General features: G+C 71.5%; 11 protein-coding genes and 1 tRNA gene. 8 read left to right on the top strand and 4 right to left on the bottom strand.

The annotated features are described in order from the left end of the window. Nucleotides 1-119 precede the first annotated feature (119 nt). Nucleotides 120-1,889 (bottom strand): glycoside hydrolase family 35 protein, encoded by a 1,770-nt coding sequence (locus tag ACWGH0_RS30465; RefSeq protein WP_453407492.1) that lies wholly within the window; start codon nt 1,887-1,889, stop codon nt 120-122. Between the two features lie 320 nt (nt 1,890-2,209). On the opposite strand from ACWGH0_RS30465, the gene ACWGH0_RS30460 reads away from it, so the two are divergent. From ACWGH0_RS30460 to ACWGH0_RS30440, 5 genes are all read left to right on the top strand, one after another. Then, nucleotides 2,210-3,097 (top strand): helix-turn-helix domain-containing protein, encoded by an 888-nt coding sequence (locus ACWGH0_RS30460; RefSeq protein WP_453407491.1) that lies wholly within the window; start codon nt 2,210-2,212, stop codon nt 3,095-3,097. Between the two features lie 11 nt (nt 3,098-3,108). Continuing rightward, nucleotides 3,109-3,423, top strand: a complete 315-nt coding sequence (locus ACWGH0_RS30455) for a chorismate mutase (protein ID WP_453407490.1) — start codon at nt 3,109-3,111, stop codon at nt 3,421-3,423. 263 nt (nt 3,424-3,686) lie between these two features. Further along, the gene (gene pepN / locus ACWGH0_RS30450) at nt 3,687-6,179 is read left to right on the top strand and encodes an aminopeptidase N (protein ID WP_453407489.1); all 2,493 of its coding nucleotides are present in this window, start codon (nt 3,687-3,689) and stop codon (nt 6,177-6,179) included. Nucleotides 6,180-6,869: 690 nt separating this feature from the next. Then, nucleotides 6,870-8,291, top strand: coding sequence for a pyridoxal phosphate-dependent decarboxylase family protein (locus ACWGH0_RS30445; protein ID WP_453407488.1), 1,422 nt, complete (start codon nt 6,870-6,872; stop codon nt 8,289-8,291). Beyond that, a complete protein-coding gene (locus ACWGH0_RS30440; protein ID WP_453407487.1) occupies nt 8,288-9,703 on the top strand; it encodes a lysine N(6)-hydroxylase/L-ornithine N(5)-oxygenase family protein in 1,416 nt (471 codons plus the stop codon). The genes ACWGH0_RS30445 and ACWGH0_RS30440 overlap by 4 nt, the downstream gene beginning before the upstream one ends. A gap of 212 nt (nt 9,704-9,915) precedes the next feature. Here ACWGH0_RS30440 and ACWGH0_RS30435 read toward each other — a convergent pair whose 3' ends face one another. After that, a complete protein-coding gene (locus ACWGH0_RS30435; RefSeq protein WP_453407486.1) occupies nt 9,916-11,712 on the bottom strand; it encodes a bifunctional metallophosphatase/5'-nucleotidase in 1,797 nt (598 codons plus the stop codon). Nucleotides 11,713-11,911: 199 nt separating this feature from the next. On the opposite strand from ACWGH0_RS30435, the gene ACWGH0_RS30430 reads away from it, so the two are divergent. After that, a complete protein-coding gene (locus ACWGH0_RS30430) occupies nt 11,912-12,649 on the top strand; it encodes an SIMPL domain-containing protein (RefSeq protein ID WP_453407485.1) in 738 nt (245 codons plus the stop codon). A 120-nt stretch (nt 12,650-12,769) separates the two neighbouring features. Further along, nucleotides 12,770-14,221, top strand: a complete 1,452-nt coding sequence (gene pyk / locus ACWGH0_RS30425) for a pyruvate kinase (RefSeq protein WP_453407484.1) — start codon at nt 12,770-12,772, stop codon at nt 14,219-14,221. 111 nt (nt 14,222-14,332) lie between these two features. Here the strand turns inward: pyk and ACWGH0_RS30420 are convergent, their stop codons facing one another. Next, the gene (locus tag ACWGH0_RS30420; protein ID WP_453407483.1) at nt 14,333-15,115 is read right to left on the bottom strand and encodes a transcriptional regulator; all 783 of its coding nucleotides are present in this window, start codon (nt 15,113-15,115) and stop codon (nt 14,333-14,335) included. A gap of 109 nt (nt 15,116-15,224) precedes the next feature. Continuing rightward, nucleotides 15,225-15,299, bottom strand: a tRNA-Leu gene (locus ACWGH0_RS30415). Between the two features lie 99 nt (nt 15,300-15,398). Between ACWGH0_RS30415 and ACWGH0_RS30410 the strand changes: the two genes are divergently transcribed. Beyond that, nucleotides 15,399-16,055: an ANTAR domain-containing response regulator gene (locus ACWGH0_RS30410; RefSeq protein ID WP_355258580.1), complete on the top strand. Its 657-nt coding sequence runs from the start codon at nt 15,399-15,401 to the stop codon at nt 16,053-16,055. The last annotated feature ends 48 nt before the right edge of the window (nt 16,056-16,103 follow it).

Genomic DNA, 16,103 nt, shown 5'->3' with positions numbered 1-16,103 from the left:
AGGGCCGGTCCTTACCGCGGACCGGTCCTTCCCGGCGCGCCCCTGCGATCAGCCGGTTCCCACCGCAGCGCACCGCGTTCACTCCGGCCGCCCGAACCCAACCCACCGCAGCACCGTACTCACCCCGGCCGGCCGAACTCCACGCAGCCCTCCCCGGCGCGTTCCAGTTCCAGCACCCACACCTCGTTCGCGCCCTCCCGCAGCACGGTCCCGGGAACGTACAGGGACTCCTGCGGGCCGGCCGCCCAGTACCGGCCGAGACAGAAGCCGTTCACCCACACGAAGCCGCGCTCCCAGCCCGGCAGCCGTACCGAGGCGTCGCCCGCGCCCCGCACCGCGAACGTTCCCCGGAACAGCCCGGACGCGCCCGCTTCCGGGGAACGGCAAGCGACCTTCCCCACCGCCTCCGCGTCGTCGAACGCGTCCAGGGACAGCCCCCGCGCCCGCACCCCGTGCACGTACTGCCGCTCGTGCAGGACGCCTCCCGTGATGCCCTTCGGCTCCCCCACCCGGGGCCCGTAGTTGACCCGCCCCAGCGACTCCACCCACAGCTCCACGACGGCGGGCCCCGCCACCGGCTCCTCAAGGGCCGCGTAGTCGCCCGCGCCGCCGTCCAGCACCCCGGCCGGCACCCCGTCGACGTACACCACGGCACGGTCCCGCAGCCCCCGCACGCCAAGGGGATACGGGCTGCGCGGCCCCGGCACGTCCACCCGGTAACGCACCAGCCCCCGGTCCACGCCCAGCTCCTCGAACGTCGGCGGCACCGCCCGCTCCGTCTCCGGTCCGCCGAGCACCTCCAGTACGTCACCCAGCGGCGCCCACCCCGCCATCTCCGCCCGCACCGGCTCACCCAGCGCGGCGGGCACCGGCGGCACGTCGGGCAGGGGCTCCCCGCCGTCCCGGTACTTCGCCAGCACCTCCCGGAACAGCCAGAACTTCTCCGTCGGCCGGCCGTACTCGTCGACCGGCGCGTCGTAGTCGTACGACGTCACCGTCGACTGGAGCTCCCCGTCGTGCAACGGCCCCGCGCGGTTCGCCCCCGACCACCCCGCGAAGTTGGTGCCCCCGTGCGCCATGTAGATGTTCACCGACGCCCCGCACTCCAGAATCTCGCGCAGCGCCGCCGCCGCGTCCGCGGGATCCCGTACGACCTGCTCCGCACCCCAGTGACCGAACCAGCCGCACCAGAACTCCATGCACATCAGCGGACCCGACGGCTGGTGCCGCCGCAGCACCTCGAAGCCCTCGCGCGCGCCCGAACCGAAGTTCGCCGTCGCCAGGACCCCCGGCACCGAACCGCCGGTCAGCATGTGGTCCTCGGGGCCGTCCGAGGTGAACAGCGGCACGGTGACCCCGCAGCGCCGCAGGAACTCCGTCAGATGCCGCAGGTAGACCTGGTCGGAGCCGTAACTGCCGTACTCGTTCTCGACCTGCACCATGATCACCGGGCCGTCCCGGTCGATCTGCCGGGCCACCACCTGGGGCAGCAACTGCCCGAACCACCGCTCCACATGGCCCAGGTACTCGGCGTCCCGCGTCCGCACGCGCGTACCGAGCGCCCCGGTCAGCCAGTGCGGAAGTCCGCCGTTCTCCCACTCGGCGCAGATGTACGGCCCCGGGCGCACGATCGCCCACAGCCCCGCCTCCCGGACGGCGTCCAGGAACCGGCCCAGCGCGCCCGCGTCACGCAGCCGCCCGGGCTCCGGCTCGTGCAGGTTCCACGGAACGTACGTCTCCACGCAGTTCAGCCCCATGGCCCGCAGCATCGCGAGCCGGTGCCCCCACTGCCCCTCGTGCACCCGGAAGTAGTGCAGAGCCCCCGACAGCAGCCGTACCGGCCGCCCGTCCAGCTCGAAGTCCGACCCGCCCACCGTGAAGTCAGCCACGGTCCCCGCCTCTCGTTCACCAACGGTTCTCAGCCTCACCCTCTGGCGGCGGCGCGGTCCATGGACAAAGATCAGCGCTGGTTGGACACAACGCCGGCCGGACACCGCGTCCTCCGGCACAGGGCCCGCCGGACACCACGTCCGCCGGACTTGGCGACGCCGACGGATCCACAGCGGCACCTCGGGCGGAACGGCCGGCCGAACGCAGCCGGCCCGCAACACGACCGGCCCGCAACACAGCCGGCCCGAAACACGACCGGCCCGGACGGACCGGCACGACACCACACGACGCCACCTGAACGGGCGGGGAGGAAAAGCGGATGTATCACACCTGGATGCGCTACTTCACCCCCAGCCCCACCCACCACAAGCTCGGCCTGGTGTGCCTCGGAGTGGGCCTCCAGCACGGAGCGCTCCCCACGGTCGGCCCCCGTACCCTGGACCACCACGTCGCCGTGATCGTCAGTGCGGGCCGCGGCTGGTACCGCGGCCCCGAAGGGCGGCGTGTAGCCGTCACCGCCCCCGCGGTCATCTGGCTCATACCAGGTATACCGCACCACTACGGACCCGACCGGGCCACCGGCTGGGACGAGAGCTTCGTCGACTTCACAGGCCCCGCCACCGCCACGTACACGGAACTGGGCTACATCGAGCCCGACCGCCCCGTCGTGCCCCTCACCGACGCCGCAGCCGCCCGCGCCGCCGTCAGCCGGATCGCCCGCGCCGCGCGCCGGGGGAACCCGCTCCTCGAAGTCGAGACCGGCGCCGCCGTCCACGAACTCCTCGTCGCCCTGCGCCGCGCCCGCGCCGACGTAGGAGTCGACGGAGACCCCGTGCTCCAGGCCCTCGCCCGCGACGCGTTCCAGCCCCTGACCGTCGCCGAACACGCCGGCCGCCACGGCATGACCCCCGCCGCGCTGCGCGCCGCCGTCCGCCGGAGCGCCGGATGCAGCCCCAAGGACTACCTCCTCGGCATCCGTCTCGGCCGCGCCAAGGAACTCCTCGCCGCCACCGACCTCCCCGTCGCCGCCGTTGCCCGCCGCGTCGGGTACGACGACCCGGCCTACTTCTCCCGACTCTTCACCCGCCGCGTCGGCCTGGCCCCCGTCCGCTTCCGCGCCCAGCAGGGCCGGACCGTCCACGGCGGCTGGAGCCACCGGATCCCAGATCCCGAACACCCGCCGACCATCGCCACCGGAGCGACGTAAGCTCGCTGACCATGACCTCCAGCGAATCCGGCGAGATCGACGAGTCCGTCATCGCCGAACTGAGCCGGCTGCGCGACAGCATCGACAACATCGACGCCGCCGTCGTCCACATGCTCGCCGAGCGCTTCAAGTGCACCCAGCAGGTCGGCCACCTCAAGGCACAGCACCAGCTGCCGCCCGCCGACCCGGCCCGCGAGGCCCGCCAGATCGTCCGCCTGCGCGAACTCGCGGAGAGCGCCAAACTGGATCCGGCCTTCGCCGAGAAGCTGCTCAACTTCATCATCGCCGAGGTCATCCGCCACCACGAGACGATCGCGAAGTCCTAGAGCGGTCCAGCCCGTCCCCCGGCCGCCCGGCACAGGTTCCGGCGGTCCAGGCCGGCCCCGGCCGTCGAGGACAGCTCTCGGCACCCCACGACAGCCCAGGCCGCCCGGGACAGCTCCCGGCGGTCCAGGCCCCCCGGCCGTCAAGGACAGCCCCCGCCGCCCCAGGCCGGCCACCGCCACCCCCGCCGGCACCCCACCACCCGCGGACCCCGACGTACGGACATCCGCTGTGCCGCCCGCACACCATCGGGCAGCATGTCCCCATGTCCGTACTGACGCGCGACGAAGCGCAGACCCGAGCCCAGCTCCTCGAAGTCCACCGTTACACGATCGAACTCGATCTCACCCGTGGCGAAGAGACCTTCGACTCCCGCACCGTCATCCACTTCACCACCCGCACGGCCGGGGACACCTTCGTCGAGCTCAAGCCCGCCGCCCTGCGCGCCGTCACCCTCGACGGACAGCCCCTCGACCCCGAAACGCTCGACGGCAACCGCCTGCCCCTCACCGGCCTCACCGCCGGCGAGCACGAGCTGCGCGTCGAGGCCGACATGCGCTACTCCCGCACCGGCGAAGGCATGCACCGCTTCACCGACCCCACGGACGGTGAGACGTACGTCTACACCCAGCTCTTCCTCGAAGACGACCAGCGCGTCTTCGCGGCCTTCGACCAGCCCGACCTCAAGGCCGTCTTCGATCTCACCGTCACCGCCCCCGAAGGCTGGACCGTCCTCGGCAACGGCGTCGCGGAGCACCGGGGCGCCGGCCGCTGGACCATCGCCCCCACCCCCCGCATCTCCACCTACCTCGTCGCCGTCGCCGCTGGCCCCTGGCACTCCGTACGCACCGAACACGCCGGCCTGCCCTTCGGCATCCACTGCCGGCGCTCCCTGGCGCCGTACCTGAACGCCGACGCCGAGGAGATCCTCGACGTCACCCGCGCCTGCTTCGACCGGTACCACGAGAAGTTCGAGGAGCCCTACCCCTTCGACTCGTACGACCAGGCGTTCGTCCCCGAGTTCAACGCCGGCGCGATGGAGAACCCCGGCCTCGTCACCTTCCGCGACGAGTTCGTCTACCGCTCCGCCGTCACCGACACCGAACGCCAGACCCGCGCCATGGTCATCGCCCACGAAATGGCGCACATGTGGTTCGGCGACCTCGTCACCCTTCAGTGGTGGGACGACATCTGGCTCAACGAGTCCTTCGCCGAGTACATGGGCTACCAGACCCTCACCGAAGCCACCCGCTTCACCGACACCTGGACCGACTTCGCCGTCGCCCGCAAGGGCTGGGGCTACGACGCCGACCAGCGCCCCAGCACCCACCCCGTCGCCCCCGACCCCGACGCCGTCCCCGACACCGCCTCCGCCCTGCTCAACTTCGACGGCATCTCCTACGCCAAGGGCGCGTCCGCCCTGCGCCAGCTCGTCGCCTGGCTCGGCGAGAAGGATTTCCTGGCCGGCATCAACACGCACTTCGCCCGCCACAAGTTCGCCAACGCCACCCTCGCCGACTTCATCGACAACCTCGCCTCCGCCACCGACCGCGACGTCCACGCCTGGGCCGAGCAGTGGCTGCGCACGACCGGAGTCGACACGCTCGCCGCCGCGCCCGGCGAGGCGGAAGGCATGTGGCACCTCACCGTCGACCAGAAGGGCAGCCGCCCGCACCGCCTCCCCGTCGGCGCGTACGACCGCGACCCCCTCGACGGCCGGAGCCTCGTCCTGCGCGAACGGTTCGAAGTCGACGTACCGCAGGGCGATTCCGCAGCGGTACGCCCCGGCCGCCGCCCCGCGCTCCTCGTCCTCAACGACGGCGACCAGACCTACGCCAAGATCCGCCTCGACGAGGCGTCCCTCGAAGTCGCGCTGCGCAACCTGTCCGCCGTCCCCGACGCCCTCACCCGCGCCGTCCTGTGGAACACCCTGCGCGACATGGTCCGCGACGGCGAACTCGCACCCGTCATGTACCTGGAGACCGCCGGCGCCCACCTCCCGTACGAGAGCGACCTCGCCGTCGTCCAGGGCGTGCTCGCCTTCGCCCACGGGCAGATCGCCGACCGCTACCTCCCGGCGGCCGAACGCCCCGCCGCCCTCGCCACCCTCACCGGCATCTGCCGCGACCTCATCCGCCGTACCGAGGACGGCGACGGCGCCGGCCTGCGCCTCACCGCCGTACGCCACTTCATCGACGCCGCCACCCAGCCCGACGGCATCCAGGACTGGTTCCACACCGGCGGCGTCCCCGGCGGCCCCGAACTCGACCCCGAACTGCGCTGGCGCATCCTGCGCCGCCTCGCCGTACTCGGCGCCACCGACGAGGCCGCCATCGCCGCCGAACTCGCCCGCGACCCCAGCGCCACCGGCCAGGAGGGAGCCGCGCGCTGCCGGGCCGCCCTCCCCACGCCCGAGGCCAAGGCCGCCGCCTGGGCCGGCATGTTCGAGAACGACACCCTCTCCAACTACCTGTTCTCCGCGACCGCCCAGGGCTTCTGGCAGCCCGAACAGGACGCGCTCGTACGCGACTACGTCCCGCGCTACTACCGCGACGCGAAGGCCGTCGCGGACCGCCGCGGCCCCGCCATCGCCGAAGCCGCGGGACGCTACGCCTTCCCCCAGTTCGCCGTCGACAAGGAGTCGCTGCACCTCGGCGAGGAGTTCCTGCGCGACACGCGGACGATCCCGTCCCTGCACCGCAAACTGACCGACCAGCTCGACGACCTCCGCCGAGCCATCACGGTCCGCGACGCCTGACCCGGCCCCGCGCCACGGCCGCCGCCCTCACCACGGGCAGCGGCCGTGGTGAGGCCGGCTGCCCGCACCACCCGCCCGCACCGGTCAGCAGCCCCGGCCGGTAGCCCCGGTCGGCGGCTGCGTCGCCGGGCCGGGCGACGACCACGCCGTCGCCACCGCCCGCGCCCGGCGCGGCCCCGGAGCCGCCGTGACAGCGTCCGGCGTCTCGCTCCGCCCAGCGGCGGCCCGCCCCGCCGCGCGCCCACCGCCACTCGCCCGATCCCGGCCCGGCGGCTGCCCCTTTCCGGCCCCGCGCCCACGGCCACCGTTCGGCCGACCACCCGCCCCGGCACGGGCGGCCACCCACCGCGCTCCGGCACGGGCGGCCACCCACCGCCCGCGTCAGGCCACCGCCTCGGCCACGCGGCCACCCACTGCCCGCGTCAGGCCACTGCCTCGGCCACGCGGCCACCCACTGCCCACGCCAGGCCACCGCCTCCGCCACGCGGCCACCCCCTGCCCGCGCCAGGCCACCACCCCGGCCACGCGGCCACCCACTGCGCGGCACCCCCATATCACCCCCACCGAAACCAACTCTGCCCACCCGCCCGGCAATACCACTTTCGGGTTGCGATCGTTGAGCAGTCCGGACGCACCGGGTCATGCCTGTACACGCTGGTGTGCCAGCCGAAGCACACCGAAGGACCCAGCATGAGTACGCCGCCCCCCGGCACCCCCCTCCCGCCCCTCGCCGGCGGCGCGGGCGGACCCGATGCCCTGCGGCCCCTGCTCTCCGCCGTCCTCGACGCCCTCCGCGACGGAGCCCTCACCCGCGGCGGCCCCCTGCCGGCCGGCGGACCCGACGCCGTCACCGCACGCCTGCGGGACACCACCCTGCCCGTACTGCCCGACACCGGCACCGGGGCCGAGGAAGCCCTCCGTACGCTCGTACGGGCACTCGCCCAGGGCGCGGCCGACCCCGCCGACCCGCTGTGCGCCGCGCACCTCCACACCCCGCCGCTCGCCGTCGCCGTCGCCGCCGACCTCGCCGCGTCCGCGCTCAACCCCTCCATGGACTCCTGGGACCAGGCCCCCGCCGCCTCCGCCCTGGAAGCACAGGTCACCCGCACCCTCGCCGCCGAGGTCTACCCCCACGCGCCCGCCCCCGACGCCCTCGTCACCACCGGCGGCACGGAGTCCAACCAGCTCGCCCTCCTCCTCGCCCGCGAGCGCCACGGCCCCGTACGACTCGTCCACGGCGCCAACGCCCACCACTCCCTGCCCCGCGCCGCCTGGCTCCTCGGCCTCCCCGAACCGGTCGTCATCCCCGCCCCCGAAGGCGTCCTCGACCTCGCGGCCCTCGACGCGGCCCTCGCACGCCTGCCCCGCCCGCTCCTCGTCGCCGCCACCGCCGGCACCACCGACACCGGCCGCGTCGACCCCCTCCCCGCCGTCGCCGACCTCTGCGCACGCCACCACGCCGAACTGCACATCGACGCGTCGTACGGCGGCCCCCTGCTCTTCAGCGACGCTCGCCGAGCCCTCCTCCACGGCCTCGACCGCGCCCACAGCGTCACCCTCGACCTGCACAAACTCGGCTGGCAGCCCGTCGCCGCAGGACTCCTCGCCGTCCCCGACACCGCCCGCCTCGCCCCCCTCGGCCACCAGGCCGACTACCTCAACGCCGACGACGACACCGAAGCCGGCCTCCCCGACCTCCTCGGCCGCTCCCTGCGCACGACCCGGCGCCCCGACATCCTCAAGACCGCCGTCACACTCCGCGCCCTCGGCCGGAGGGGACTCGCCGACCTCGTCGACCGCACCTGCGCCGCCGCCCAGCACCTCGCCGACCTCGTCGAGGACACCCCGGGCCTCGAACTCCACGACCGGCCCACCATCAGCACCGTCCTCTTCCGCCCCACCGGCGCCACGGACGACGACGTCGCGGCCGTCCGCCGCACCCTCCTCGCACAGGGCCGCGCCGTACTCGGCCGCGCCCGCGCCGACGGACGCCTCTGGCTCAAAGCCACCGTCCTCAACCCCCACACCACCCCCCGAGACCTGGAAGCACTCCTCTCCCTGCTCCCGCTCCCCGCACCCACGTCACTCCCGGAAGGCAGCTCCCACCGATGACCGCCGCCCCCCAGCCCCACGAACCCGAACAGCCCCACGACCTGGTCGGCATCGGCATCGGCCCCTTCAACCTGTCCCTCGCCGCACTCGCCGACGGCGTGCACGGCGGCCTCACCACCGCCTTCTACGACCAGCGCCCCGCCTTCGACTGGCACCCCGGCCTCCTCATCGAGGGCGCCACCCTCCAGGTCCCCTTCCTCGCCGACCTCGTCACCCTCGCCGACCCCGCGAGCCCCTGGTCCTTCCTCAACTACCTGCGCACCCGCGAACGGCTCTTCCCCTTCTACTTCGCCGAGCGGTTCCACATCCACCGCGCCGAATACGACGCCTACTGCCGCTGGGTCAGCAAGAACCTCCCCGGACTCCACTTCGGCCACCAGGTCGACGCCGTCCGCTGGAACGCCGAACGCGACGCCTTCGAAGTCGACTTCACCCAGCTCGACGCCGACGGCGAGGCCGAAGCCCTCGGCCGGGCCTACACCCGCAACGTCGCCGTCGGCGTCGGCACCCAGCCCCACATCCCCGAGCCCCTCAAACCACTCGCCGAAGCACCCGCCGTCCCCGTCATCCACTCGTCCGCGTACCTCGAACACCGCCAGCGGCTCCTCGCCGCCGAGCACATCACCGTCATCGGCTCGGGACAGTCCGGCGCGGAGGTCTTCCTCGACCTGCTGCGCGCCCGCCCCGCCGGCCGCGAGAAGATCACCTGGCTGGCCAGGACCGAGGCGTTCGCCCCCATGGAGTACTCCAAGCTCGGCCTGGAACACTTCACCCCCGACTACAGCCGGTACTTCCACGCCCTGCCCGAGTCCGTACGCGACGACCTCGGCCCCCGCCAGTGGCAGCTCCACAAGGGCATCGACGCCGACACCATCGCCGCCATCCACGACGAGCTGTACCAGCGCACCCTGCACGGTGGCTGGCCCGACGCGGTCCTCACCCCGGGAGTCTCCGTACGCACCGCGGGACGCGTCGGCACCACCAAGGTCGAACTGCACCTGGAACACCTCCAGCAGGGCACCCGCTCCCGGCTCACCACCGACGCCGTCGTCCTCGCCACCGGCTACCGCGAACGCCCCCTGGGCCGGCTCCTCGCCGGACTCGACGCCTACATCCGCCGGGACGCGGCCGAGCGGCCCCGCATCGACGACCAGTTCCGCATCGTCCTCGACCCCGCCGTGACCGGCTCCGTGTACGTACAGAACGCCGAACGGCACACCCACGGCGTCGGCGCACCCGACCTCGGCCTCGCCGCCTGGCGCAGCGCGACCATCCTCAACTCCCTCACGGGCAAGGAGCCCTACCCGCTCCCCGGCCGCACGGCCTTCACCAGCTTCGGCCTGGAACGCCGCGAAGCACCCCGCACCCCCGCCCGGCAACCGGCCCTCACCCCGCTGGTACAAGGGCGCTGAAGACCGTCCCCCGAGCCGGCGCCGGGTCCGCGGCCCCGCGTCCCGACGCGGTCCAGCGCCGGCAGGAACCGGGCCCGCCGTCAGCCCGGGGGACCGAGGAACCCGGGGACCGCTCCTCCGCCTCCAGGAAGGAGGAGGCGGTCGGCACCTCCCGGGCCGGCAGCCCGCTCAACGGCAGGGCCGCGACCCCGGAGATCCCCTACCGCCACCGCCTAGAACACCGGCACACCGTCCCGCGTCAGCCGCCACCCCACCCGCGCGAACTCCGCCGGGTCGAGGGTGCCCTTCGCCTTGACCCACGTGATGATCGTGTTCCGGATCTCCTCCGAATTCGCCCACAACTGCTGCGCGCCCGCGATGTGCGGGAACGCCCCGCCGCCGCTCGCCCGGTAGTTGTTCACCGCCAGCACGAACCTGGCCGCCGCATCCACCGGGACGCCCTCGAACGCCAGGTTCACGATCCGCGAGCCGGCCGGCTGCGCGATGTCGACCTCGTACGTCACGCCCGACACCACGTCGTAGTTGTAGTCCGGGACGCCCCCCGCGTTCGTCAGCTTCGACGTGTCCACCGCGGCCCCCGCCGCCGTCCGCACGTAGTACCGCGCCGAGTACTCCAGGTACTCCTTCAGCTGCGCACCCGTGATCAGCCGCGCCTCCAGCGTGTTCTCGAACGGGTACAGACCCGCCGCGTCCCGGATCGTCACCTCACCGGCGGGAACGGCCGCCGTCCGCGAGAAGCACGACGCCTGCGACAGCACCGGCAGACCCGCGTACGCGCCGCCGGCCAGCGCCGCCCGTACCGTCTCCGTCTGCACATGGTTGATCAGGTCGATCAGCGGCTCGTCCTTCCACGCCGCCTCGGCCGTCGTCATCGCCGCCCTCGACGTGCCGATGACCTGGTTGACGTACGCCACGACCTTCTCGTGCTCGTCGCCGAGCAGCTTCGTGATCTCCGGGTCCTCGGCGACCGTGTTCGAGTTGAGGACCTTCGCGCCGACCTTCTCGACCGTCCAGCGGCCCTTCGACCACACCAGGTCGAAATCGAAGAGCGTCAGCCGCTGACCCCACTTGAGGGGCTCCGACAGGACGACCTTCTGTCCCGTCTCCTTGTTCTCCACGAAGTACTCCGCGATCTCCGTGTGCGCGTGCCCCACCAGGATCGCGTCGATGCCCGGGACCTGCTCGGCGACCAGACCCGCAGCGTTCTCCACGTACGGAAGCTGGTCACCGTACGACGACGTGCCGCTCGACCCGGAGTGCGCCGAGACGATGACGACGTCCGCACCCATGGAACGCAGCTTCGGCACCCACTTCGCCGCCTGCTCCTCCAGACCCGGGAACGTCATCTTCCCCTGCACGTTCTGCTTGTCCCAGATCGCGATGCCCGGGTTCGTCAGACCGAGCACCGCCACCCGCACGTCACGGCCGTGCGGCGTACGGAGCCTCTTCATGAAGTACGGGGGGAACGCCGGGCGCAGCGTCTTCGCGTCCAGCGCGTTCGCGCCCAGGAGCGGGAAGTCGCACTGCTCCTCGAACTTCCGCAGCACCGGTATCCCGTAGTTGAACTCGTGGTTCCCGAGAGCGGCCGCGTCGTACCCGATCGCGTTCATCGACTGCGCCATCGGGTGCACCGGGCCGTGCTTCGCGGTGATCGGGTCGACCTTGGCGTAGTAGTACGAGAGCTGCGTGCCCTGGATGGTGTCGCCCGCGTCGATGAGCAGGGTGTTGCGGCGGCCCTTCTCCGCGCGGACCTGGTTCACCAGGGTGGAGATCTTCGCCAGGCCCACGTCGTTGTGCGCCTTGTCGTCGAACTCCTTGTCCGTGAAGTAGTCCCAGTTGAAGACGTTGCCGTGCAGGTCCGTCGTGCCCATGACGGTGAAGGAGTAGCGCTTCGGCGGACGTCCGTGGCCGTGCGCCGCGGCGGGCGTCGCCACGGCCCCGCCGGCCACGGCCACACCGGCGCCCGCGGCGGCCGAGCGGCCCAGGAAGGTCCTACGGTTCAGCGGCATTCTGTTGTCTCCTCGTTCCATGCTTCCGGGCGTCCGGGCGTCCGGGCGTCCGGGCGTCCGGGCTTCCGGGCTTCCGTCACTTCTGTCGCACAACGTGACGCGCGTAGATTCTGGCTCAACGAGCCACACCCGCAACACCCCTTGCGGGTTTCGATCTGGTGACCGCCCGCTGTCACACCCGGGTGCGACAGTGGAGAGCGTGACCCACGAACCGACGCACCCCGAAGCCCGCCGCCCCACCCAGGACGCGGCCCCCGCCCCGTACGGCACCCCGGCCGCCCCCCGGCTCGCCGTCCAGGGCGAGGCCCACCTCGAATTCGACCCCGAGACCGCCCGGATCGGCATCACGGTCAGCGCACGCGGTACGGACCGCCGCACCGCACTCGAAGACCTCACCCGGCGCAACGGCCTCGCCCTCGACCTCGTCAAGAGCTACGGCGAAGCCGTCGAGAAGGTGGAGACCGGCTCCTTCTCCATCAGCCCCGAACTCACCCGGCACGGCCGCGCCGAACGTGTCCGCGCCTACCACGGGCGCGTCCACATCACCGCCGTACTGACGGACTTCACCGCTCTGGGTGAACTCACCACCCGCCTCGCCGACCTCGAACTCACCCGCGTCGACGGTCCCTGGTGGGCCATGCGGCCCGACTCGCCCGCCTACGGCGAAGTACGCGCGCAAGCCGTACGGGAAGCCGTCAAGCGCGCCCGCGAATACGCCCGCGCCCTCGGCGCCGACCTCACCGCACTCGTCGAACTGTCCGACCCCGGAGCGGAGGACGCCCACCCCGTGCCCGTCGCCTACGCCGGCGGCTTCGCACGCAGGGGCATGACCGCGGAAATGGCCGAGGACGCCCCCGCCCTCGATCTCGAACCCCAGCGCCAGACCCTCCACGCCCTCGTGAACGCACGCTTCGTCATGACACCGCCCGCACTCTGAATGCTCATCAGAGCGACCCCACGCACAATTCAACACTTGTCAATAACCTTTCATGCAAAGGTTATTGGACAGTCATGCGCAGCCAATTGTCTACTGACTGGTAAGCCCTAGGCTCGACCTATGCGCCGAGCAAAAATCGTTTGTACCCTGGGCCCCGCCACCGACACATACGACCAGATCAAGGCACTGGTCGAAGCCGGAATGGACATCGCCCGCTTCAACCTCAGCCACGGCTCCTACGCCGAACACGAAGAGCGCTACCAGCGCGTTCGCAAAGCCTCCGACGAAACCGGCCGCAGCGTCGGCGTACTCGCCGACCTTCAAGGCCCGAAGATCCGCCTCGGACGCTTCCGCGAAGGCCCCGTACTCCTTGAACGGGGCGACGAGTTCACCATCACCGTCGACCCCGTCGAAGGCGACCGCCACACTTGCGGCACCACCTACCGAGGACTCGCCTCCGACGTCACCACGGGCGAACGCATCCTCGTCGACGACGGCAAAGTCACCCTCGAAGTCACCGGCGTCGACGGACCCCGCGTCCGCACCCTCGTCATCGAAGGAGGCATGGTCTCCGACCACAAGGGCCTCAACCTCCCCGGCGTCGCCGTCTCCGTCCCCGCCCTCTCCGAAAAGGACATCGACGACCTCCGCTGGGCCCTGCGCACCGGAGCCGACATCATCGCCCTCTCCTTCGTACGCAGCGGACGCGACATCGACGACGTCCACCGCGTCATGAAGGAAGAAGGCCGCCACCTCCCCGTCATCGCGAAGATCGAAAAGCCGCAGGCCGTCGACAACATCGACGACATCGTCGCCGCCTTCGACGGCATCATGGTCGCCCGCGGCGACCTCGGCGTCGAAATGCCACTCGAACAAGTGCCGATTGTTCAGAAGCGAGCCATCAAACTCGCCAAGCGCAACGCCAAACCGGTCATCGTCGCCACCCAAATGCTCGACTCGATGATCGAGAACTCCCGGCCCACCCGCGCCGAAGCCTCCGACGTCGCCAACGCCGTCATCGACGGCACCGACGCCGTCATGCTCTCCGGCGAAACCAGCGTCGGCAAATACCCCATCGAGACCGTCAAAACCATGGGCCGCATCGTCGAAGCCGCGGAGGAGGACATCCTCGCCAAGGGACTCCCGCCGCTCACCGAACGCAACAAGCCCCGCACCCAGGCCGGATCCGTCGCCCGCGCCGCCGCCGACATCGGCGACTTCCTCGGCGCCAAGTTCCTCGTCGCCTTCACCCAGTCCGGCGACACCGTCAAGCGCCTGTCCCGCTACCGCTCACCCATCCCGCTGCTCGCCTTCACGCCCGACCCCGCCACCCGCTCCCAGCTCAACCTCACCTGGGGCGTCGAAACCTTCCTCGGCCCCCACGTCGACTCCACCGACGCCATGGTCGCCCAGGTCGACGAACACCTCCTGCGCATCGGCCGCTGCCAGAAGGGCGACGTCGTCATCATCACGGCCGGCTCCCCGCCCGGCATCGCGGGCTCCACCAACCTCGTCCGCGTCCACCACATCGGCGAGGACGACACCGCCGCCGACCCGGCCATTGCCGGCTGACATCCGCCCACCCGGCCCGGCCACCCCGGGCCCGCTCCGCACCCGCACCCCGCACACCACGCGGCACGGCCACGAGGGCCCCCACACCCCGGGGGCCCGCCCGGGCGGGCGTCAGTACTTGGGCCCTACGTGCGCGTCCATCAGCGCGACGGAAGCCCGTTTGGCGACGGAGATGTTGTAGGGCCTCCCGTGGCGCGTGCATGGCTTCCACTCGACGCCGAGGCGGTCGAGGGTGTCGGTGTACAGCCGCCGGATGTCGTCCGAGACATTGGTGAACCAGTAGCGCGGATATTCGTACCGCTTCGACTCGCCTCGCACCGTGCGCGTGGTCCAGTTCATGTTCCGGCAGCCGTCGGAGTGGATCAGTCCTCGGACGAACTCCCAGGGGTGGGTGTCGACGACGGACTGCTGCCAGGGCTCGAGCGCGATGGTGCGTGAGTGCTTCGTGCCAGGGCCGTGTTGGGGGAAGAGGCAGGGCCAATGACGGCTGTAGCTGGTTACCGCTACGCAGCCCTTGCGCCGGAGAACGCAGACAGAGCCTCCGGGGCGGACGGCTGTGACGGCGGTGCGGCACAGATCGATGAGTCCGGGCCAGGAATCGGCGCAGGCGATGCGCAAGTAGTAACCCCTGCCCCGGTGCGGGCTGACGCAGCCGTCACCGAGGTACAGCCCCAGTAGGTAGCTGTACGCGGCTGGGTCGGGAGGCGGTCCCGGTACAGGCCGGCATCGGGGACACGGTGTGGACTGTCCGAGCATGCGCACCGACGGTTCGGTCCGGGTCTGCCATCCACGGATCGCGGACCGGGATATGCCGGTTTGCCGGCTGACGTGGTTCAGGCTGTGGCCCTGGGCGACGAGTGCCAGAGCCCGCTCGCGCGTCGGGAGGTCGTACATACGGACCAGCCTCGCGCGAGTTCGGGAGGCCGGCGCCGGAGCGACTGCACATTCATGCCTTCACGTGAACTTCGATCATTCGCGTGCGGCCTTCGGATCCAAGGAAAAGTGCCCCGAGTCGGACTCGAACCGACACTGGATGGGTTTTGAATCCATTGTCTCTGACCAATTGGACTACCGGGGCTGGGTGAATCGAAGGTTGATCTCGACCCACTGCGCGTCCACCATACCGCAGCTAGGTAGGCTCTTGGGGAGCTGTACCTGCCGTGGAACGAGGAGCCCCGTGACCACCCCCGAGTCGCCCCAGCCCGTCGCCGACGACGACAACAAGTCGCACGTCCCGCCGCTGACGACCCGTGTCGTCATCGCCGAGGACGAAGCCCTCATCCGCCTCGACCTCAAAGAAATGCTCGAGGAAGAGGGCTACGCCGTCGTGGGCGAGGCCGGTGACGGGCAGCAGGCGATCGAGCTCGCCCGTGAGCACCGGCCCGACCTCGTGATCCTCGACGTGAAGATGCCCGTGCTGGACGGGATCTCCGCCGCGGAGAAGATCACCGAGGAGTCCATCGCCCCCGTGCTCATGCTGACCGCGTTCTCGCAGCGCGATTTGGTGGAGCGGGCGCGGGACGCCGGTGCGATGGCGTACCTCGTGAAGCCCTTCAGCAAGAGCGACGTCGTACCGGCCATCGAGATGGCGGTCTCGCGGTTCACGGAGCTGAAGGCGCTGGAGAACGAGGTCGCGGACCTCACGCAGCGGCTGGAGACGCGCAAGCTGGTGGACCGGGCGAAGTCGGTGCTGCAGACGCAGTACGGGCTGTCGGAGCCGGCCGCGTTCCGCTGGATCCAGAAGACGTCGATGGACCGCCGTCTGTCCATGCAGCAGGTGGCGGAGGCGGTCATCGAGGACGCCGAGGAGAAGAAGGCCGCGAAGGGCGAGTAGTACCCCCGCGTACGCACAGCAAGAGGCCGCCCCCGCGCAGTGCGGGGG

Source organism: Streptomyces sp. NPDC054887 (genome assembly GCF_053610585.1).
Note: the sequence above shows the minus strand (reverse complement) of the source record. Positions and strands in the feature narration are given on the sequence as shown.

Excerpts from the sequence above, each read along its gene's own strand:
- ACWGH0_RS30440 (WP_453407487.1), top strand. The coding sequence starts at position 8,288 with ATGACCGCCGCCCCCCAGCCCCACGAACCCGAACAGCCCCACGACCTG.
- ACWGH0_RS30455 (WP_453407490.1), top strand. The coding sequence starts at position 3,109 with ATGACCTCCAGCGAATCCGGCGAGATCGACGAGTCCGTCATCGCCGAA.
- ACWGH0_RS30460 (WP_453407491.1), top strand. The coding sequence starts at position 2,210 with ATGTATCACACCTGGATGCGCTACTTCACCCCCAGCCCCACCCACCAC.
- ACWGH0_RS30420 (WP_453407483.1), bottom strand. The coding sequence starts at position 15,115 with ATGTACGACCTCCCGACGCGCGAGCGGGCTCTGGCACTCGTCGCCCAG.
- pepN (WP_453407489.1), top strand. The coding sequence starts at position 3,687 with ATGTCCGTACTGACGCGCGACGAAGCGCAGACCCGAGCCCAGCTCCTC.
- pyk (WP_453407484.1), top strand. The coding sequence starts at position 12,770 with ATGCGCCGAGCAAAAATCGTTTGTACCCTGGGCCCCGCCACCGACACA.
- ACWGH0_RS30435 (WP_453407486.1), bottom strand. The coding sequence starts at position 11,712 with ATGCCGCTGAACCGTAGGACCTTCCTGGGCCGCTCGGCCGCCGCGGGC.
- ACWGH0_RS30445 (WP_453407488.1), top strand. The coding sequence starts at position 6,870 with ATGAGTACGCCGCCCCCCGGCACCCCCCTCCCGCCCCTCGCCGGCGGC.